22 protein-coding genes, 1 tRNA gene and 1 pseudogene are annotated in these 18,595 nt (G+C 68.5%); 14 read left to right on the forward strand and 10 right to left on the reverse strand.

The features are described 5' to 3' along the window. Positions 1–16: 16 nt before the first annotated feature. Positions 17–1,142, reverse strand: a protein-coding gene (gene prfB, locus FPZ61_RS00925) for a peptide chain release factor 2 (protein ID WP_185464404.1) whose coding sequence is annotated in 2 segments (ribosomal slippage) — positions 17–1,066 and positions 1,068–1,142 — 1,125 coding nt in all. Because the reading frame shifts where the segments join, the coding sequence is not laid out codon by codon here. A 98-nt stretch (positions 1,143–1,240) separates the two neighbouring features. Between prfB and grxC the strand changes: the two genes are divergently transcribed. Together grxC and gshB are read left to right on the forward strand one after the other, a co-directional pair. Then, entirely contained in the window at positions 1,241–1,510 is a 270-nt protein-coding gene (grxC, locus tag FPZ61_RS00930; RefSeq protein ID WP_185474721.1) for a glutaredoxin 3, read from the forward strand. Between the two features lie 2 nt (positions 1,511–1,512). Next, positions 1,513–2,526, forward strand: coding sequence for a glutathione synthase (gene gshB / locus FPZ61_RS00935; RefSeq protein WP_185464227.1), 1,014 nt, complete (start codon positions 1,513–1,515; stop codon positions 2,524–2,526). A 27-nt stretch (positions 2,527–2,553) separates the two neighbouring features. On the opposite strand, the gene FPZ61_RS00940 is transcribed toward gshB, so the two are convergent. Together FPZ61_RS00940 and FPZ61_RS00945 are read right to left on the reverse strand one after the other, a co-directional pair. Continuing rightward, entirely contained in the window at positions 2,554–3,423 is an 870-nt protein-coding gene (locus tag FPZ61_RS00940) for an ion transporter (protein ID WP_185464226.1), read from the reverse strand. Between the two features lie 6 nt (positions 3,424–3,429). Next, positions 3,430–4,869, reverse strand: coding sequence for an isochorismate synthase MenF (locus FPZ61_RS00945; protein ID WP_370593308.1), 1,440 nt, complete (start codon positions 4,867–4,869; stop codon positions 3,430–3,432). Positions 4,870–4,944: 75 nt separating this feature from the next. Between FPZ61_RS00945 and menA the strand changes: the two genes are divergently transcribed. The 6 genes from menA to FPZ61_RS00975 are packed head-to-tail and all read left to right on the forward strand — an operon-like array spanning position 4,945 to position 9,141. Beyond that, entirely contained in the window at positions 4,945–5,925 is a 981-nt protein-coding gene (menA, locus tag FPZ61_RS00950; RefSeq protein ID WP_185474722.1) for a 2-carboxy-1,4-naphthoquinone phytyltransferase, read from the forward strand. Continuing rightward, positions 5,922–7,019, forward strand: a complete 1,098-nt coding sequence (locus FPZ61_RS00955; RefSeq protein ID WP_185464224.1) for an enolase C-terminal domain-like protein — start codon at positions 5,922–5,924, stop codon at positions 7,017–7,019. Before menA ends, FPZ61_RS00955 begins: the two co-directional genes overlap by 4 nt. After that, positions 7,016–7,321 carry a hypothetical protein gene (locus FPZ61_RS00960; RefSeq protein ID WP_185464223.1) on the forward strand — a complete coding sequence of 102 codons (306 nt, stop codon included), beginning with the start codon at positions 7,016–7,018 and terminating at the stop codon, positions 7,319–7,321. Before FPZ61_RS00955 ends, FPZ61_RS00960 begins: the two co-directional genes overlap by 4 nt. 16 nt (positions 7,322–7,337) lie before the next feature. Then, positions 7,338–8,609 (forward strand): AMP-binding protein, encoded by a 1,272-nt coding sequence (locus tag FPZ61_RS00965; protein WP_185464222.1) that lies wholly within the window; start codon positions 7,338–7,340, stop codon positions 8,607–8,609. Positions 8,610–8,632: 23 nt separating this feature from the next. After that, complete coding sequence (locus tag FPZ61_RS00970; protein WP_185464221.1) at positions 8,633–8,899, forward strand: TM2 domain-containing protein; 267 nt, start codon at positions 8,633–8,635, stop codon at positions 8,897–8,899. After that, positions 8,899–9,141, forward strand: a complete 243-nt coding sequence (locus FPZ61_RS00975) for a hypothetical protein (RefSeq protein WP_185464220.1) — start codon at positions 8,899–8,901, stop codon at positions 9,139–9,141. The genes FPZ61_RS00970 and FPZ61_RS00975 overlap by 1 nt, the downstream gene beginning before the upstream one ends. A 127-nt stretch (positions 9,142–9,268) precedes the next feature. Here FPZ61_RS00975 and FPZ61_RS00980 read toward each other — a convergent pair whose 3' ends face one another. The 4 genes and pseudogenes from FPZ61_RS00980 to FPZ61_RS00990 all read right to left on the reverse strand — a co-directional run bounded on the left by FPZ61_RS00980 (position 9,269) and on the right by FPZ61_RS00990 (position 11,354). Then, complete coding sequence (locus FPZ61_RS00980) at positions 9,269–9,748, reverse strand: thioesterase family protein (protein ID WP_185464403.1); 480 nt, start codon at positions 9,746–9,748, stop codon at positions 9,269–9,271. 23 nt (positions 9,749–9,771) lie between these two features. Next, positions 9,772–9,930 (reverse strand): hypothetical protein, encoded by a 159-nt coding sequence (locus FPZ61_RS15835; protein WP_311133976.1) that lies wholly within the window; start codon positions 9,928–9,930, stop codon positions 9,772–9,774. A 3-nt stretch (positions 9,931–9,933) separates the two neighbouring features. Further along, positions 9,934–10,173 (reverse strand): annotated as a pseudogene (locus tag FPZ61_RS15840) (DUF2752 domain-containing protein); the annotation flags it as partial. Next, positions 10,170–11,354: an NAD(P)H-quinone oxidoreductase subunit H gene (locus FPZ61_RS00990; RefSeq protein ID WP_185464219.1), complete on the reverse strand. Its 1,185-nt coding sequence runs from the start codon at positions 11,352–11,354 to the stop codon at positions 10,170–10,172. The gene FPZ61_RS00990 and the pseudogene FPZ61_RS15840, both read right to left, overlap by 4 nt. 47 nt (positions 11,355–11,401) lie before the next feature. On the opposite strand from FPZ61_RS00990, the gene rsmH reads away from it, so the two are divergent. Continuing rightward, entirely contained in the window at positions 11,402–12,301 is a 900-nt protein-coding gene (gene rsmH, locus FPZ61_RS00995; RefSeq protein WP_185464218.1) for a 16S rRNA (cytosine(1402)-N(4))-methyltransferase RsmH, read from the forward strand. Further along, positions 12,301–12,849, forward strand: coding sequence for a DUF456 family protein (locus FPZ61_RS01000; RefSeq protein ID WP_185464217.1), 549 nt, complete (start codon positions 12,301–12,303; stop codon positions 12,847–12,849). The genes rsmH and FPZ61_RS01000 overlap by 1 nt, the downstream gene beginning before the upstream one ends. Here the strand turns inward: FPZ61_RS01000 and FPZ61_RS01005 are convergent. Continuing rightward, a complete protein-coding gene (locus tag FPZ61_RS01005; protein ID WP_185474723.1) occupies positions 12,824–13,885 on the reverse strand; it encodes a hypothetical protein in 1,062 nt (353 codons plus the stop codon). The two genes, FPZ61_RS01000 and FPZ61_RS01005, sit on opposite strands and share 26 nt — an antisense overlap. 59 nt (positions 13,886–13,944) lie before the next feature. After that, a complete protein-coding gene (locus tag FPZ61_RS01010) occupies positions 13,945–15,078 on the reverse strand; it encodes a cysteine desulfurase family protein (protein ID WP_185464215.1) in 1,134 nt (377 codons plus the stop codon). Positions 15,079–15,141: 63 nt separating this feature from the next. Between FPZ61_RS01010 and FPZ61_RS01015 the strand changes: the two genes are divergently transcribed. The 3 genes from FPZ61_RS01015 to FPZ61_RS01025 all read left to right on the forward strand — a co-directional run bounded on the left by FPZ61_RS01015 (position 15,142) and on the right by FPZ61_RS01025 (position 17,531). Further along, a complete protein-coding gene (locus FPZ61_RS01015) occupies positions 15,142–15,666 on the forward strand; it encodes a hypothetical protein (RefSeq protein ID WP_255441241.1) in 525 nt (174 codons plus the stop codon). An 82-nt stretch (positions 15,667–15,748) separates the two neighbouring features. Continuing rightward, the gene (locus FPZ61_RS01020; protein ID WP_255441242.1) at positions 15,749–16,507 is read left to right on the forward strand and encodes a response regulator transcription factor; all 759 of its coding nucleotides are present in this window, start codon (positions 15,749–15,751) and stop codon (positions 16,505–16,507) included. Then, a complete protein-coding gene (locus FPZ61_RS01025) occupies positions 16,500–17,531 on the forward strand; it encodes an RluA family pseudouridine synthase (protein WP_255441243.1) in 1,032 nt (343 codons plus the stop codon). Before FPZ61_RS01020 ends, FPZ61_RS01025 begins: the two co-directional genes overlap by 8 nt. Before the next feature lie 8 nt (positions 17,532–17,539). Here the strand turns inward: FPZ61_RS01025 and lipA are convergent, their stop codons facing one another. Then, positions 17,540–18,409, reverse strand: coding sequence for a lipoyl synthase (gene lipA / locus FPZ61_RS01030; protein ID WP_185464399.1), 870 nt, complete (start codon positions 18,407–18,409; stop codon positions 17,540–17,542). 83 nt (positions 18,410–18,492) lie between these two features. Between lipA and FPZ61_RS01035 the strand changes: the two genes are divergently transcribed. Beyond that, positions 18,493–18,566, forward strand: a tRNA-Pro gene (locus FPZ61_RS01035). Positions 18,567–18,595: the final 29 nt, after the last annotated feature.

Raw genomic sequence — 18,595 nt, forward strand, 5'->3', positions numbered from 1 at the left:
AGGGGATCGTCAGGGCTCAGGCGGCCACATCGGCGGCGATCTCCACACCCTGGCGCAGCAGGGCCTGAATGAAGGGATCGAGGTCGCCGTCCATCACCCCCTGCACATCGGTGGTTTCCTCCGCTGTGCGCAGGTCTTTCACCATCTGATAAGGGTGGAACACGTAGTTGCGGATCTGGTTGCCCCAGGCCGCCTCCACGATGTCGCCGCGGATGTCGGCGATCTCGGCCGCCCGCTGTTCCTGGGCGATCACCAGCAGCTTGGCCATCAGCAGGGCCATCGCCTTCTCCTTGTTCTGCAGCTGGGACCGCTCCTGGGTGCAGCGCACGAACAGGCCGGTGGGGATGTGCAGGATGCGCACCGCGGTTTCCACCTTGTTCACGTTCTGGCCGCCGGCGCCCCCTGAACGGGAGGTGGTGATCTCCAGATCCTTGTCGGGGATGTCGAGCTTCACCTCCTCCTCGATCTTGGGCATCACCTCCACGCCGGCGAAGCTGGTCTGGCGCTTGTCGTTGGCGTTGAAGGGGGAGATGCGCACCAACCGGTGGGTGCCCTTCTCGTTGCGCAGGTAGCCGTAGGCATAGCGGCCGTCGATCTCGATCGTGCAGCTCTTGATGCCTGCTTCCTCCCCTTCCGAGAGTTCGTCCACGCTCACCGCCATGCCGTGGTCCTCGGCCCAGCGGGTGTACATGCGCATCAGCATCAGGGCCCAGTCCTGGGCGTCGGTGCCGCCGGCGCCGGCGTTGATCGAGATCACCGCACCCTCCTTGTCGTAGGGGCCGCTCAGCAGCCGCTCCAGCTCCCAGCGGTCGAGATCCCCCTTCAGGGTCTGTAGGCCGCCATTGGCTTCGCCCAGCAGCTCCTCGTCAGGCTCCAGGTCGTACAGCTCCAGGGTGGCGCGGGCATCGTCGACGGCTGTTTGCCACCGCTGCAGCTGCTCCAGCTGTGCCTTCACCTCATCGAGCTGGCGCATCAGTTTCTGGGCCTGCTGCTGGTCGTCCCAGAAGCCGGGCTGGGAGGCCAGCTGCTCGAGGTCCTGCTGGCGGGCGTTCAGGGCCGGTACGTCAAAGACAGTCCTGGGCATGGCCCAGGCGGTCGGTGAGCTCGGAGAGGTCGCGTTTGAAATCGGTGAGATCGAGCACCGGCTGCAGCTCAACGGTTTTCACGACCGTATCAGCGGGGCTGGGCTCCCGCAGAGGCTTCTAGGATCCCGCCACGGCCATGCACCTGGGTGATTTTGGTGAACAATGCGGCGAAGGTCGAGATCTACACGTGGCGGTTCTGCCCCTTCTGCATCCGGGCCAAGGCTCTGCTGGATCGCAAGGGCGTGGCCTATAAGGAATATGTGATCGATGGCGATCAGGCGGCACGCGCTGCCATGGCCCAGCGGGCCGAAGGCCGCTCCAGCCTGCCCCAGATCTTCATCGACGATCTGGGGATCGGCGGCTGCGATGAACTCCATGCGCTCGAGCGGTCCGGCCGGCTCGATCCGCTGCTGCAAGGGGCCTGAGGGTGCCGACCAGCGCGGACGCCACCAGCCGTTCCCACCTCTTCGTTCTTGACCCGATCCAGCGTCTGCGCCCCGGGAAGGATTCGAGCGTGGCTCTGATGCAGGCGGCCCAGCGGGCCGGCCATCAGGTCTGGATCTGCTCCCTGGCCGACCTGGCGGTGGAAGGCGAGAGAGCCGACGCCACCGAACCGGGCCAGCGTCCCACGGTTCTGACCCAGCCCGCCCGTCTGGCGGAGATCCGCCCCACGGCGGAAGGTTGGGAGATCCCCGAGCCCTGGGTGGAACTGGGCGAACCCCAGCGGGTGCCCCTCGAGGTTTTCCCCTGGGTGTGGATGCGCAAGGATCCGCCCGTGGATGAGGCCTACCTCTATGCCACCCATCTGCTGGAGCTGGCGGAGCCCCGGGGGGTGCGTGTGCTCAACCGGCCGGCCTCCCTGCGGGCCTGGAACGAGAAGCTGGGGGCCTTGCGCTTCAGCCATCTGATGGCGCCCACCCTCGTGAGCGGCAACATCGAGCAGCTTTCGGCCTTCACCGCCGAGTACGGCGAGGTGGTGCTCAAGCCTCTGGGTGGGCGAGCGGGGCAGGGGGTGGTACGCACCGAAGCGCGAGCGCCGGGATTGCGGGCCCTGCTGGAGCTGGTCACGAACCAGGGACAGTTGCCGGTGATGGCCCAGGCTTTTCTGCCCCAGGTGGTGGCGGGCGACAAGCGCATCCTGCTGGTGAACGGCGAACCGCTCGGCGCCGTGAACCGCCGCCCCTCGCCAGGAGAGTTCCGCAGCAATCTGGCGGTGGGGGGGGAGCCGGAGGCCACCGCCCTCACCGATCCCGAGCGCCGCATCTGCGCCGAGCTTGCCCCGGCCCTGCGGGCCGCCGGGCTGTTCTTCGTGGGCATCGACGTGATCGGCGATCGCCTCAGCGAGATCAATGTCACCAGCCCCACGGGCGTGCGCGAGATCGAGCGGCTGGGCGGCGTCCCCCTGGCGGATCTGACCATCGAGGCACTGCTGGCGAGCTGAGGCTCCAAGGGTCGGCGTTGAGCAGGATCAGAGTCCCGCCCCGCAGGATTTGCAGAAGCGCGCATCGCTGTCGTGGTCCGTGCAATCGCAGCGACGGCAGACACGGCCCGACTGACGCCGCTGACGATGGGCGTCCCGCAGGCCGACACTGAGGATGCCGGTGGGCACAGCGATGATGCTGTAGCCCAGCAGCATCACGGCGGAGGCCACGAACCGTCCCAGAGGAGTCACTGGTGCCACATCGCCATAGCCCACCGTGGTGATCGTGACCACGGCCCAGTAGATCCCCACGGGAATGCTCACGAAGCCACCCGCTTCACCCTCGATCAGAAACATCAGGGCCCCGATCACAATCACCAGGGTGATGATGGTGAGCAGGAAGACCAGGATCTTTCGCCGGCTGGCCACCAGAGCCTGCCAGAGCAGCTCCGATTCCTTGAGGTATTCCCCCAGCTTGAGAATCCTGAAGACGCGCAGCAGCCGCAGGATCCGCACCACCAGGAACGATTGGGAGCCCGGCAGGATCAGTCCCAGGAACGTGGGAAGGATCGCCACCAGATCCACCACGCCATAGAAGCTGGTGGCATAGCGAAGCGGCTGCCCCACGCAGAGCAGCCGCAACACGTATTCCAGGCCGAACAACAGGGTGAAGCCCCATTCCAGGATCCCGAAGGGGACCATGTAGCGCACCCTCAGCCGCGGATCGCTCTCCAGCACCACGGAGAGAACACTGGCGACGATCGCCAGCAGCAGCACCACGTCGAAGCCTTTGCCGGCGGGAGTGTCGGCCTCGAAAATGATGCGATAGAGCCGCCCGCGACCCAGCCAGCGGCGCAGCAGCACGGCCAGGGCCACCAGGCTGCCCAGGATCAGCGCCATGGCGACGGAGGGCGCCATGGCCGATCAGTGCAGGGTGGGTTCGATCGCCGCTGGTTGGCCGGCGGCCTGGCTGTTGCGGGATGACCGGAAGGTGCTGAGGTTGAGCTGCTGCTGCAGCACCCCCAGTTTCAGGGCCACTTCCTGGAGCTCCCGCTCCGGCTCGGAACCCCGCACCAGCCCTGCCCCGGCGGTGAGCTCCAGCTGGTTGCCGTGCAGGCGGCCGCTGCGAATCGCCACCCGCAACTCGGCGTCGCCGGCACTGTCGATCCAGCCGATCGGGGCGGCGTAGTGACCCCGCTCGAAGGGTTCGAGGCTGCGCAACCAGGCCATCGCCTCCCGCCGTGGCAGCCCGGCCACGGCCGGGGTGGGGTGCAGGGCCTCCGCCAGGGCCAGGGGCTGATGCTCCGCCAGGGCGGCTGTGATCGGAGTGTGCAGATGCACCAGCCTCCCGTGGCGGGCCAGCCGGGGATGGCGGGGGCGCCGGGGACTCAGCCCCGCTTCCGCCAGCACCTGGGTGATCGCCTCCACCACCAGTTCGTGCTCATGGCGATCCTTGGTCGACTGGGTGAGGCGCCCGGCCGGTTGCCCGAGGGGGGCCGTGCCGGCCAGGGCATCGCAGCGCAGCTGTCCCTGGCGCACCGCCAGCAGACGCTCGGGGGAGGCACCGATCAGGGCGTCGTCGGGGCGCTGTTGCCAGAGGAAGCGACAGCTGCCCGGCTGGTGCCGTCGCAGGCGTGCCAGCAGCTCCAGGGGGTCGAGCGGCTGATCCAGCCCCACCTGCTGGCGCACGGCCACCACCAGTTTGCGCAGGGCTCCGGCTTCCACCAGGCCAAGGGCCTGGCGCACCGCTTCGCGGTAATCGGCTTCCCAGCAGGAGCGGTTGGTGATGCCCACCCCACTGGCTCCGCTGGGTGCTTCCTGCCTGCAGGCCGGCAGACGGCTGAGGATCTGGGCGCGTTCCCAGAGCTCCTCGGCCACCCCCCGGGGGGTGACGTCTCCTCCCAGGCAGCGCTGCAGCCGCAGCCAGCAGTGGCGCCCCTGGCGACTCAGCTGCCAGCGGGGAAGCACAGCCTGCACGCCCGGGACAGCGCCGCTGGCTTCCTGAAGGGGGCTGTCGAAAAAGGAGAAGGCCAACAGCACCCGTGGCCTGGCCAGGGCCGGGACAGACTGGGGCTGTTGCCCCAGTCGGCTGAGGCTCATGGTGCTGAAGCGCCGGGCCAGCTCGAAGCGCCTCGGCCCGCTCAAGTCCAGGCGGTGGGTGGTGCCGCTGGCCGCCAGGCAGAGTCCGGGCGCCCCATCCCAGAGAAAGCGGAAGCGTTCCCCGTCGTCGAGGTGGGGGAGCAGCGCCAGGGGATCGCGGCAGGGCAGCGGCAGGGCCAGGCTGAGCACACCCTCCTCCTCCAGCTGCCGCGCCCCCTGGGCAGCGGCGGCGAGCAGATCGGTGAAGGAGGGAACGACCTGCACCAGGACGACAGCGGCAGGGGCCAGGGAAGCTGCTCAAATGTATGGGTGCTTCCAGGTCCGCCGTCCCCGCAGCCCATGTCCGACCCCCAGGTCGTCGCAAGCCGTTACGCCGGCGGGGACTCCGCCGGCGACCCAGCCCGCCGCCGCCTCTGGAAGGCGGCGATCAAATGGCCGATGTATTCGGTGGCGGTGATGCCGGTGCTGCTGGCCGCCGGCTGGTGGGCCGGCCAGGGGGAGCCCCCACGCCTGGATCAGCTGCTGGCCTTCCTGCTGGCGGCCGTGCTGCTGCTGGGCTGGGAGAACCTGTCCAACGACGTCTTCGATGCCGACACAGGGGTGGATCGGCTCGGAAAACCCCATTCGCTGGTGAACCTCACGGGCCGCCGCGACCGGGTGGCCCAGCTCGCCAATGGCTGCCTGGTGCTGGGGCTGGGGTTGTTCGCCCTGGTGGCGGCAAGGAGCACCCCTCTGGTGCTGGGGCTGGTGGTGGGGTGCTGCGGCCTGGGCTACGCCTACCAGGGTCCCCCCCTGCGGCTGGGTTACCGCGGCCTCGGTGAACCGCTCTGCTGGCTGGCCTTCGGGCCTCTGGCCACCGCCGCCGCTCTGCTGGCGCTGGCGCCCAGCGCAGCCAGCGCCCTGGCCGGCCCCATTCCCTGGAAGACGGCCCTGCTGCTCGGCAGTGGACCGGCGGTGGCCACCACCCTGGTCCTGTTCTGCTCCCACTTCCATCAGGTGGAACAGGATGCCAGCCACGGCAAGCGATCCCCGGTGGTGAAGCTGGGCACCGCCTCCGCGGCGGCCCTGGTGCCCTGGTTCATCGCCATGGCCCTGGCTCTGCAGTGGGCCCCGGTGCTGCTGGGAAGCTGGCCCCTCACCGCCCTGCTGGGGTTGGTGGGCCTGCCGCCGGCCCGGGCCCTGATCCAGCTGCTGCGGGAGCACCACGACCCACCCGATCGGATTGTCGGCAGCAAGTTCCTGGCCCTGCGCTTTCAGGCTCTCAACGGCCTGGGGCTGGCCCTGGGGCTGGCGATTGCCCCCTGGGTGCCTTTTCGGTGAGGCTCGGCCTGCACTGGCAGCCCTTCGATCTGGCTCTCGCCGCTCCCCTGGTCACCGCCCAGGGCAGGCTGCGCCGCAAGCGGGGCTGGCTGCTGCGGCTCGAGCTGCAGAGCCGGCGAGATGGAGCCTCCGGGGCATGGGCCGATCAGGGCTGGGGGGAGGCGTCCCCGCTCCCCTTGGCGGCTGAACCCGAGGCTTCCGGGCGTGAGCTGGCTCGGCTGGCCGAGGCCATCAGCGCTTTGGGGCCCGAGATCGAGCACCCCGAACTGGAGGCTTGCCTTCCATCCCTGCCGGCGACCCTGGCCTTCGCGCTTGGGGCCGCCCTCGGCGAAATTCAGGGGGTGGTGGGGGGCGCCGTCGGGGGGTGGTTGCCGCCGCCGGCCTCTGCGCAGTTGCTGCCGGCAGGGCCTGCGGCGCTGATGGCCCTGGAGCGGACCCTGGGCGATCACCCCCTCAGCTGGCAAGGGCAGGATGGAGGTGGTCCCCTCACGCTGAAATGGAAGGTGGCGGTCAGCGACGACCTCCAGGAGCGCCAGCTGCTGGAGCAGCTGCTGGAGCGCTTGCCGCCAGGAGCTCGGCTTCGGCTGGATGCCAATGGGGGCTGGGGACGCGGCACAGCCGCAGCCTGGGCGGCACGGCTGGCCGGGGATCCCCGGCTGGCATGGCTCGAGCAACCGCTGGATCCCGCCGATCACGCCGGTCTCCTCGCCCTGGCCGCTGGTCCGCCGGCCGTGCCTGTGGCCCTTGACGAGTCGCTGGTGCAGGATCCGGTTCGGGGACGGAGCTGGCGCGGCTGGCAGGTGCGACGGCCGTCCCAGGAGGGAGACCCCCGACCCCTGCTGGCGCAACTGCGGGGAGGGGTGCCCCGGCTGATGCTCAGCACCGGCTTCGAAACGGGCATCGGCAGACGCTGGCTGCATCACCTGGCGGCCCTGCAGATTCTGGGACCCACTCCCGCGGCGCCGGGCCTGGCCCCGGGCTGGGGCCCCAGCGGTGATCTGGCCAGTCACGACCCTGAGCGGGTCTGGGCCGCGGCCGCAGAGAGCCGGGCAGAGCCGCCAGAGTCGGGATCAACCGTTCCCCCCCCACGATGAGTCTCAGCAAGCAGGACACCCTGGCGGCCTCGGCTCCCTGGGTGGCCGTGGTCCTCAACCTCGTCCCCGGCCTCGGCACTGGCTACATCTACCAACGGCGCTGGCGGGCCTACTGGATCACCTCGGCCCTGAGCACCGGCTGGTTCGGGCTCGGGCTGGTGCTGGGCCAAACGGATGGGGCCGATCTAGGCGCGCAGCCGGACCCCCGGCAGCAGTTGGTCGGTCTGCTCGGACTGCTGCTTCTGGCCGGCGTCACGGCCGCGGAGGCGGGGATCACCGCTCGCCGCAGCCGTCAGGGATAGGCCTGGGAGCGTGCCGATGCCCTCCCCCTTGCTGCTCACCAGTGCCGTCCCGGCTGATCGGCTGGTGGCTCAGCTCGAGCAGGCCTGGCGTGAGGGTCGCCTGGTGGGCCTCTGCTCGGCTCAGGAGCAGGAGCTGCTCAGCGAGGCTGTGGCTGGATCAGCCACGGGGGTGCCCTCGGTGGTGGTGGGCAGCGGCGGCAGTGCCGGAGGCCGCCGCTGGTGCCTGCAGCCCCTTGCCCATCTGGAGGCCTCGGCTGCCGCCACCGGCCTGTGGCTGCAATCGATCGGGCTTGATCCGTCAGCGACCCTTCAGCTCGATCCCCTCCCCCTGCATCACGTCAGTGGCCTGTTGCCCCTGGTGAGAAGCCGGCTCTGGGGGACGCCCTGGCGTTGGTTGCCTCCGGAGCTGATGCGTAAGCCCAGTGAGCTGGCGGCGACGATTCCCCTCCCCGCCGCCAGCCGGGCGCTGCTCTCCCTGGTGCCGACCCAGCTGGAGCGGCTGCTGGCTGTGCCGGAAGGCTGCGCCTGGCTGCGGCGCTGCGCACTGGTGTGGATCGGTGGCGGTGCCCTCTCCGCCAGCTTGGCCGAGCGGGCCCGGGCCGCTGAGATCCCTCTGGCGCCCTGTTACGGCGCCACGGAAACCGCCGCGATGGTGACGGCCTTGTCTCCCGATCGCTTCCTTGCGGGGGCGTCAGGTTCCGGTCAGGCGCTTGCCGATGTGGAGCTGCGGATCGATCCAGGCGGGGCGTTGATGGTGCGGACACCGCGTCTGAGCCCGGGGAGCTTTCAGGCCGGCCAGCTCGAGCCCCTGGAGCGTGGAGGGGGCTGGTGGCGCAGTGGCGATGGGGCCCGCCTCGGTCCCGCTGGCCTGGAGATCCTCGGGCGGCTGGATGGGGCGATCAGCAGCGGCGGCGAAACGGTGTTCCCCGAGCAGGTGGAGGCTCGCCTGCTGGGCTGGGCCAGGGCGGAGGACCTGCCCCTGGCGCATCTCCTGCTGATCGCCAGCCCTGATCCCCTCTGGGGTCAGCGCCTGCTGGCGCTGGTGCGCCATGCCGAGGCCGATGGGGCCGACGGGCCTGCGATCGGATCTGTCGACGGGCTGATCGCCCGTTGCCGCAGCCTGGCTCAGCGGCTTCCTCCCGCCCAGCGGCCTCAGCACTGGCTGGCCTGCCCTGATCTGGCCCCCAACGCCCTGGGCAAGTGGGAGCGGAGGCGCTGGCGCCAGTGGCTGCATCAGTCCTGTGACGGAGGCCCCCGAGCCGATGACGCTGCCGCAGAAGTCGGCTAGAGCTGGTCAGTCGCGCCCACTGGATGACCTCGTCTGCTGACCCGGAACTCTCCAACAAGAAACTGGCCGCGGGGCTGCTGGCGATCTTCCTCGGTGCGTTCGGGATCCACAAGTTCGTGCTCGGCTACACCACCCCGGGCGTGATCATGCTGGTGATCACCCTGGTCACCTGTGGCCTTGGGGGATTCGTGATGGGGGTGATCGGCCTGGTGGAGGGAATCATCTACCTCACCAAGACCCCCGAGGAGTTCAAGGCCACGTACATCGACGCCAAGAAGGAGTGGTTCTGATGACTGGCCGCGGCCTCACGCCACCCCGGGCTGGAGCTGGAGTCCTGAACCTGCGCGCTCCCGGACTCTCCGGTCGCCTCGGCCTGACCCTGCTGATCGGCCTGGCGGCCATGGTGAGCTTCTCCCTGGCGGGGGTGGCTGTGGAAGATGGCTTTCACCCCCTCACCCTTCTGGCCAGCCTTCTTCCCCTGCAGCTGGCTGCCTTGCTCTGGGCCGTCTCCCGTCGGGCACCGACCCTCTGATTGGATCCTCTCGGAGATCGTTCCGCTCCCTGACGTCTGCCGCTTTTTGGGCGAGCCGATCAGCCACTTTCAACCTTTTGAGCGCGCCTCGCTTCGGACGCCAAGTGCTCCAGTTTGATCGCTGCCGTCAGGGCATCGCTTCAGCCGATGCCTCCAGCCAGCTGCCGATCGCCTTGGGCAGATCGCAGCGGCGGCGGCTGACCGGGTCGATGGCCACATGGCGTGTCAGGGCGAGGCCCGCAGGGCCGCTGGCCACTTCCCGACGCCTGAAGCTGTAGCCCACTTCAAAACATCCGGCATCGAGCCGCTGGGGGCTGAGGGTGATCGTCAGTTGGTCGCCACACACCAGAGGGGCCTTGAAATCGGCCTGGCAGTGCACGATCGGCAGGGCTGTCCGCACCGGGCTTGAGTCGATGCTGTCACGGGTGGGGGCCGTCCGGAGAGGTGTGGGAAAGATTGCCGCGGCTGGAATTCCGAACGTTTCAAGGCTCTCTTCATAGGCCTCATGGCACCAGCGCAGAAGCTGGTGAAAATGCATCACACCAGCGGCATCGGTATCGCCGAAACGCACGGTCCGGCGCAGCTGCAGCCAGCTGGAGGAGGGCATGCCGCCATGCTTGCACCGTTGGGTCATCCAGAGGGGAAGGCGGTGATGCCGAGTCCGTAGTGGAGGAGCAGACGCAGGCCCCAGTACGTCAGCAAGGCCGCCGTGGTCGTGGCGACCTGCCAGCCCTTCAGGCCGCGGGGAACCAGCCGGTGCTGGCGGATGGCCTCGACTGACCACAGCACCAGGGCGGCCGCCGCCAGGGGGCCGAACGCATGCAGGGCGATGGCTTCTGACCAGTTACCACGCAGGCTGGCGCAGGTGGCACGGGTGAGGAAGCAGCTGGGGCAGGGGATGCCCGTGAGGGCCCTCAGGGGACAGCTGAATCCCGGCAGGTCTGAATTGCCCGCCTTCAGCCACAGGTATCCGGTCAGGCTCGCCGGCAGCAGAACACCGGCGTGGCGAAGCCGGGCGAGGAAGGAGCTCAGCGGTCGACCGAGCCCATGATCACATCGATCGAGCCGAGAATCGCCATGATGTCGGCCACCTTGGCTCCGGTGAGGATGTGGGGGAGGATCTGAAGGTTGTTGAAGTCAGCTGCGCGGATCTTCCAGCGCCACGGAGTGACATCATCATTGCCCATGATGAACACACCGAGTTCACCCTTGCCTGATTCCACCCGGGCGTAGAGCTCACCGCCGGGGATCTTGAAGGTGGGGGCCACCTTCTTGGCGACGTACTGATAATCAAAGCCATACCAGTCACTCTTCTTGCCTTCGTTCAGGCGGTGGGCTTCGAGGTTCTCGGTGGGGCCGCCGGGGATGGCCTTGCAGGCCTGGCGCAGGATCTTGAGCGACTGGCGCATTTCTTCGATGCGCACCCGGTAGCGGGCATAGCAGTCGCCTTCCTTCTCGCTGGCCACGTCCCACTCGAAGTCGTCGTAGCACTCGTACTTGTCAACTTTGCGGAGATCCCAGGGGACGCCGGAAGCGCGCAACATTGGGCCGGACAGACTCCAGTTGATCGCCATCTCACGACTGATCACCCCCAGGCCCTCGATGCGGCGCTTGAAGATCGGGTTGTTGGTGATCAGCTTCTCGTATTCATCAATCTTCGGGCCGAACCAGTCGCAGAAGTCGAGGCATTTCTCCAGCCAGCCATAGGGCAGATCGGCAGCAACGCCACCGATGCGGAAATAGTTGTTGTTGATCAGCCGCTGGCCGGTGGCCGCTTCCCAGAGGTCGTAGATCATCTCCCGCTCGCGGAAGATGTAGAAGAACGGCGTCTGGGCGCCCACGTCCGCCAGGAACGGGCCAAGCCATAGCAGGTGGTTGGCGATGCGGTTCAGCTCCAGCATCAACACCCGGATGTAGCTGGCGCGCTTCGGCACCTGGATGCTGGCGAGCTTCTCGGGGGCGTTCACCGTGATCGCCTCGTTGAACATCCCCGCCGCATAGTCCCAGCGGCTCACATAAGGCACGAACATCACGCTCGTGCGGTTCTCGGCGATCTTCTCCATGCCGCGGTGCAGGTAGCCGATCACCGGCTCGCAATCCACCACGTCTTCACCATCGAGGGTCACCACCAGGCGCAACACCCCATGCATGGAAGGGTGGTGCGGCCCGAAGTTGACCACCATCGGCTCCGTGCGCGTTTCCAGTTGCGTCATGGGCCCGTGGACTCGAAGGCGAACGCGCGGATCTTAGGAAGGAACCCATGCAGCAGACGTTCGACCACCAGCCGGTTCTCGCCGCCGCCGTGGTGGCTGCCTTCGCAGCCCTGCCGAGCGAGGGAACGCTGCTCGATGCCACCGTGGGAGGCGGCGGGCACAGTGCCCTGTTGCTTGGCGCCCATCCCGGCCTGCGCCTGATCGGTCTCGACCAGGATCCTGCGGCCCTCGCCGCTGCGGCCCGGCGCCTGGAGCCCTTTGCCGAGCGGGTCAGCCTGGTGCCCGGCAACTTCGCCGGTTACACCCCCAGTGGGCCCCTGGTGGGGGTGCTGGCCGATCTGGGAGTGAGCAGCCCCCAGCTGGACCGGCCTGAGCGTGGTTTCAGTTTTCGCTCGGATGGCCCCCTCGACATGCGCATGGACACCACCTGCGGTGAGACGGCCGCCGAACTGATCGACCGGCTGGAGGAGAAGGAGCTGGCCGATCTGATCTACGCCTATGGGGAGGAAAGACTCTCGCGCCGGATTGCGCGCCGTATCGTCGAAGCCCGTCCGTGGCATGGCTCAAGCCGTGGCACCGCTGAACTGGCGTACCTGGTGGCAGGCTGCTACCCACCCAAGGTCCGCCATGGCCGCATCCATGCCGCCACCCGCACCTTTCAGGCCCTGCGCATCGCCGTGAATGACGAACTGGTGGTGCTTGAGCATCTGCTGCAGAACGCCCCGGCCTGGCTGCAACCAGGCGGATTGTTCGGCGTGATCAGCTTCCATTCCCTCGAGGACAGGCGGGTCAAGGCGGCGTTTCTGAGCGATGACCGTCTCGAGCGTCTGACCCGCAAGCCCGTTGTGGCCGATGAGCAGGAGTCGGAGCGGAATCCCCGCAGCCGTTCCGCGAAGTTCAGGCTGGCCCGGCGTCGTTCGGCGGACCCATCCCCCGGGGACCGCTGATGGATCGCGCTGACCTGCTCTGGTGGCTTGCCTTCATCATCCAGTTGATGGCGATCCCAGGCACGCTCCTGCCTGTGCTGCCTGGGCTCGCATTTCTGCCTCTGGGGGCTGCGCTCTGGGTCTGGGCCGAGGGCTGGGCCGCCGCCTGGCCGGAGTTCCTGCTGGCCGCCCTGATCCTGCTGCTGGGCTGGGGAGCGGATGTGCTTGGCGTGACCCTCGGGGCGGCCAGGCTGCAGGCCACACGATGGGCCTATGTGGGGGCGGGGCTTGGCTTGCTGTTCGGCCTGCTGGGGCTGTTGCCGGCGCTGCCGGTCGGTGGACCGCTGCTCGGAGCTCTGGTCGGACCGTTGCTTGGGGCCTCCCTGGGGGAGCTGCTCACGGCCCCCAGCTCGCTCGGGCCCCTTGGCCTGCTTCGGCTGCGTCGGTCCCTGCTGGTGGGACTGGCCGTGGTCACCGGAATCCTCGTGAGCCGTGTGGCGCAGTTTCTGCTGGCGCTTGCCGGGGTGGCGGGGTTCGTGCTGCTCAGCCGGGTGCTGCTGCCGGGTTGAGGGGGCTTGGATCGGGGTTGGCCCAGAGGAGGTAACAGCGTCCGGCGTGCAGCAGCACACCCAGAGAGAAGAGGCATTCGGCAACCTCCTGGTCGCGGGTCACCAGCACCGGTATGAACACACCGTGCTTGAGCAGCACCACCGGAACGTAGAGAAGGGCTGCAAACAGGAAGTAGCCCAGCAGCGTGACGTGCGGCAGCACCGCATCAGCCAGGGAGCGGGGGATCAGGCGCCCCTTGGCCTCCAGGGCCCAGCGGACTCCCACCAGCAGGGTCATCCCCACACAAACCGCCGCAGTGATGGTCCAGATCCGGTTGTGAATCAACACCAGGTTGTGCAGGTTCGTTTCCTTCTGGGCATTGGTGGTGACGAACAGCTCAGGGGTCTCCCAGTTGAAGATGATCTGCCCCCAGCTCATCTCCTCGAAGCCGATCAGCAGGCTGACCACGCCCAGGGCGAGGAAAAGGCCACCGATGCCCCGGCGCCCCATGCCCCTGGAGGGCCCCCATTCCACCCGCCCGGTGAGCAGGAAGAGCGCCCCGGCGGCGAGAAAGAACAGGAAGGTGAGCCACTCCACCACGCTCCCTTCCGAGACAAGCACCTTGTAGCCATCCACGTCGGTCACCCCCAGCCGGTAAGTGGCGAACAGGGCCATGGCTCCGAAGGGGAACCAGCCCAGCAGGCGTCCGAGGCGCCGTTGCCCCCCGGGGGTGGCCGTCCATCCCACCAGCAGGCGGCCGCATCGGCGCCAGCCGGCCGTGAGCAGCAGCAGTCCCAGCCCTGCCACCACGGCTTGCACCACCGTGGGTCGACTGCCTCCGATGCCGGCGATCCGGCCGGCCGCCGAGAGCATCAGGGCCACGCCCAGGGCTCCCAGCAGTCGATCGATCGTGAGGGCAAGGAAGCGCTCCCGCCGCTGCCGCAGGGATTCTGTTCCCGGTGGCTGGGGGATCGGGCCCCCCTTGGCCAGGGCAGACGCACGGTTCGTCATGGCACTGAGCGCGACTGGTTGTCTGTCGGAGGTGTCATCGCTCAAGGATTGACCAACACCTGGTTAAGACAGAGCAAAGATGGCACGGGCGGCCATGATTTTGGTCAGCCCCGAAGTTCTTGAAGTACCGCCGCCACCACCTCCACGGCCTGGTTGATCTCCTCGAGCGTGGTGGAGCGTCCGAGCCCGAAGCGGATCGAGGCTGCCGCTTCCCCTGGGCTCAGCCCCAGGGCCGCCAGCACGTGGGAGGGGCTGCCGCTGCTGCAGGCCGAGCCTCCGCTCACTGCCAGATGCCTCCTCAGCGACCTGTGCAGCTGGTTGCCATCCACCCCCTCCAGCGCCACGTTGAGGTTGTGGGCCAGACGATGCTCCAGGCTGCCGTTCACCGTCACCCCCCCCAGGCTCACCAGACCAGCCAGCAGCCGATCCCGCAGCCTGCTCAGGCGCTGCTGCCGCTCCTGCAGGTCGTGGCCGGCGAGCTCCGCCGCCCGCGCCAGCCCTGCGATCAGCGGGACTGCGAGGGTGCCGCCCCGCAGGCCCCCCTCCTGGCCACCGCCATGCTGCTGAGGTGCCGGGTTGGTCCCCGGGGCCACCACCAGGGCCCCGATGCCCTTGGGGCCATAGATCTTGTGCCCGCTGAGGCTGAACAGGTCGATGCCCAGCTCGCCGGGGCGGAGCAGGCGGTTTCCGAAAATCTGGGCGCCATCGCAGTGGAAGGCGATCCCACGGTCCCGGCAGAGGGCCCCGATCCCGGCAAGGGGCTGAAGCACGCCGATCTCATTGTTGGCCGCCATCACGCTCACCAGCACGGTGTCATCGCGGAGGGCCTCGCTGAATCGATTCAGGTCGACCAGGCCATCGGGTTGCACCGGCAGAACGGTGAGTTCGAAGCCATGACCAGCGAGATAGCGCAGGGGTTCGAGCACCGCCCGGTGCTCCGTGGCCAGGGTGAGCAGATGCCGGCCCCGGCTCTGGCGGGATTCAGCCACTCCCTTGATGGCCAGGTTGTTGGCCTCCGTGGCCCCGCTGGTGAAGACCACCTGCTCTGGGGCCACACCCAGTTCGGCGGCCAGGCGGGAGCGGGACAGTTCCACCGCAGCGGCCGCTTCCAGTCCCGGGCGGTGCAGGCGGCTGGAGGGGTTGGCGAACAGCTCGCTCCAGAAGGGCGCCATGGCAGCCACCACGGAGGGATCACAGGGCGTGGTGGCCTGGTGATCCAGGTAGGGGATGGTGGTCATCCCGGCTTCCCATCCCCACGAAACCGTTCCATGCTGGCAAGTCCCGGCCCGTCGATCCTGCCCATGGCTTCCCCCCCACGATGTCGGCGCTGGTCCCCGCTGGCCCTGGCGGGAGCCCTGATCTCCCTTGCCTGGAGGCCCGCAGCCCTTGCCCAGAGCGTTTTCCTGCGCCCCGATCAGAATCGCCCGGCAGGGCTGGCCCTCCTCCTGGAGCGGGACATCGCCGACGGCAAGCAGGCCCTGGGAGTCTTCGGCATCACCGCCGATCCTGTCCAGCCGCAGGTCTGGCGGATCAAGGTCTGGGAGGAGCTGCCCAACGACGTCAAGGTGCGCTCCGAGACGGTCCAGTGCTCTCCCACGGCTCCGCTGAGGGTCACCAACGACGGCCGCAGCCTGATCCTGCGGGAACTCAATCCCGGTGGAGTGGTCACGACCGCCAACCGCATCGACCATCTGGTCTGGTGGGCCACCTGCTTCCCCGAGCAGGCCGGCAAGGACCCCAACAGCCTGCGCAGCCTGGCCCGTGAGTTGGGCTACAGCGGCACCCGAATGGAGCGGGAGCAGGTGGTGCCGGCGAGCAACCTCTGACGATCTCTTCTTCACGGGAGGGGTCCCCCTGCGGGGCCGCCAGACCGGCCTGGATAGATTCCCTCCTGTTGCCAGCCGGGTCATGAGCCAGAACGAGTCCCTCTCCAGGCCGGACGGGGAGAGCCCCGGCGAAGAGGCGGTGGCCCCGCCCGCACCGGCCCGGTTGCTGCTGGTCGACGATGAACCGGGGCTGCGCACCGCCGTGCAGGCTTACCTCGAGGACGAGGGCTTTGACGTCAGCACCGCCAACGACGGGGAAGAGGGCTGGACCGCCGCCCAGGAGCTGATCCCCGACCTGGTGATCAGCGATGTGATGATGCCGCGCCTGGATGGCTACGGTCTGCTCAAGCGCCTGAGGGCCGACGAGCGACTGGGGGGCACCCCGGTGATCTTCCTCACCGCCAAGGGGATGACGGCCGATCGGATCGAGGGCTTCCAGGCCGGAGTCGACGACTACATCCCCAAGCCCTTCGACCCCGATGAGCTGGTGGCGCGGGTTCGCAACGTCGTGCGGCGCCAGGAGCGGCTGCTGGCTGAGGCGGCCCGCTACGCCGATGCCGACATCGGCCAGATGGCGCTGCAGATCACCGAGATCCGCTCCCTTCTTCAGCAGACGGGTGCCCGCAAGAGTGTCACACCGGCCAGCCATTCCTTCACCCCCCGCGAAGCGAGCGTGCTCCAGCTGGTGGCTGAGGGTCTGATGAACAAGGAAATCGCCCGCCGCCTCGAAACCTCCATCCGCAATGTCGAGAAATATGTGAGCCGCCTGTTCACCAAGACCGGCACCACCAGCCGCACCGAACTGGTCCGCTACGCCCTCGAGAACGGTCTGGTTGACTGAGTCCCTGCCGCCTGGCTGGGTGCCGGCCCGGCTCAACCGGGGCTGGACCTACAGCGACCGGGTTCCCCCCGCCCAGGCACCGATCCTGATCAGCGCGTTCCTGGCGGAGCGCCACCGCCATTCCGATGCCCCCCTCTGGAGACAGCGCCTGGGGGCGGGCGAGATTCTGTGCAACGGCCGCCGGCTTGACGGCGATCGGTTGCTCAGGGCAGGAGACCGTCTCCAGTGGCAGCGTCCCCCCTGGCGGGAGGAAGCGGTGCCGGCCTGTTGGCGGGTGATCCACGACGACGGGGATCTCTATGTGATCGACAAACCCAGCGGCCTGCCCGTTCTCCCTGCCGGGGGCTTTCTGGAGCACACCCTGCTGGGCCTGCTGGAGCGAAGGTTCGCGGCGGAGGGCCCACGAGCCGGCAAGCCCCCCGGGGAGTTGCCGCGGCCGGTGCACCGACTCGGGCGCCACACCTCGGGGCTGCTGGTCTGTGCTCGCCGGACCGGGAGCCGCGCCTGGCTGAGTGCCAGGCTGCGCGAGAGCACGGCCCAGCTCCAGGGCCAGTCCGAAACCCAGTCCGCGCAGGCTCCCGCCTCCTGCCGCAAGGTGTATCGGGCCCTGACGGTGCCGGCTGCTCTCCCCCTGACTCCGGGGGAGACCCTGGCGATCACCACCCCGATCGGGCGGCGTCCCCATCCCCGGATCGGCCTGATCTGGGCCGTTGCCACCGATCCCGACGACCCTGAGGCCCTGCCCGCCTGGAGTGAGCTGCGCCTGCTGGAGCGCCGGCCGGAGGGACACCTGGTGGAAGTGACGATTCGCACGGGACGTCCCCATCAGATCCGCATCCACCTGGCCAGCGCAGGGGTCCCCCTGCTGGGGGATCCCCTCTATGGACCTGGTGGGACTCCAAAGCCTGGCGCCCTTCCGGGTGATGGCGGCTACCGGCTGCATGCCCATCGGCTGCGCCTGCCGCTGCCGGCCGGTGGCCGGCTTGATCTGGAGGCTTCGCCGCCGCCGCCTGGGCTCAGGTGAGGAAGGCCTCAGCGGGGATGCTGCCGCATCAACCGCTGCACCTCACCGGCGTGGTAGCTGCTGCGGGTGAGGGGGCTGCTCACCACCTGCAGAAATCCCAGCTCCCCCTCACCGGTGGCTCTGAAGCCGTCGAATTGCCCCGGGGTCACGAAGCGCTGCACCGGCAGGTGCTTCGGTCCGGGCGAGAGGTACTGGCCGATGGTCACGATGTCGACCTGGTGGGCCCGCAGGTCTCGCAGCACATCCAGCACCTCGCTGTCGGCCTCCCCCAGCCCCACCATCAACCCGGATTTGGTGTAGGTGCGCGGCCAGTCCTGGCGCACCCGCTGCAGCAACTCCAGTGAGCGGCGATAACGGCCCTGGGGCCGCACCTGCCGGTAGAGCCGCGGCACGGTTTCGATGTTGTGGTTCAACACCTCCGGAGATCCCTCCATCACAGCGGCCAGGGCCTGCCAGTTGCCGCAGAAATCCGGGATCAGCAGCTCGATGCTGGTGCCGGGTGAGCGGCGGCGCACGGCGGCCATGCAGGCCACGAACTGGCTGGCGCCACCGTCCGCCAGGTCGTCACGGTTCACCGAGGTGATCACCACATGGGAGAGCCCCATGCGGCCCACCGCCTCCCCCAGCCGCTCAGGCTCGCTGGGGTCGAGGGCGCGCACGCTCTTGTCGAAGTCGATGTCGCAGTAGGGGCAGGCCCTTGTGCAGCCGGGCCCCATGATCAGAAAGGTGGCCGTGCCACCGGCAAAGCACTCTCCGATGTTCGGACAGCTGGCCTCCTGGCAGACCGTGTTCAGCTTCAGGTCCACCAGGAGGTCAGCAACCGCACCGATCCGCTCCCGCTGGGGGGCCTTGACGCGCAACCAATCGGGCTTGAGCAGAGCGTCGGGGGCCATCACTGCCGGGATCCTGTGGCCTGGAGTCTAGAAACCCGCTCTGTGGCGATCCCGTAAACTGCCTGAAGCGGGATGTGGCGCAGCTTGGTAGCGCACTTCGTTCGGGACGAAGGGGCCGCAGGTTCGAATCCTGTCATCCCGATTGCTGAGCCCCTGGGGTCCGCGCTGCTC

This window comes from Synechococcus sp. BSA11S, from assembly GCF_014224355.1.
Taxonomy (GTDB): domain Bacteria; phylum Cyanobacteriota; class Cyanobacteriia; order PCC-6307; family Cyanobiaceae; genus Regnicoccus_A.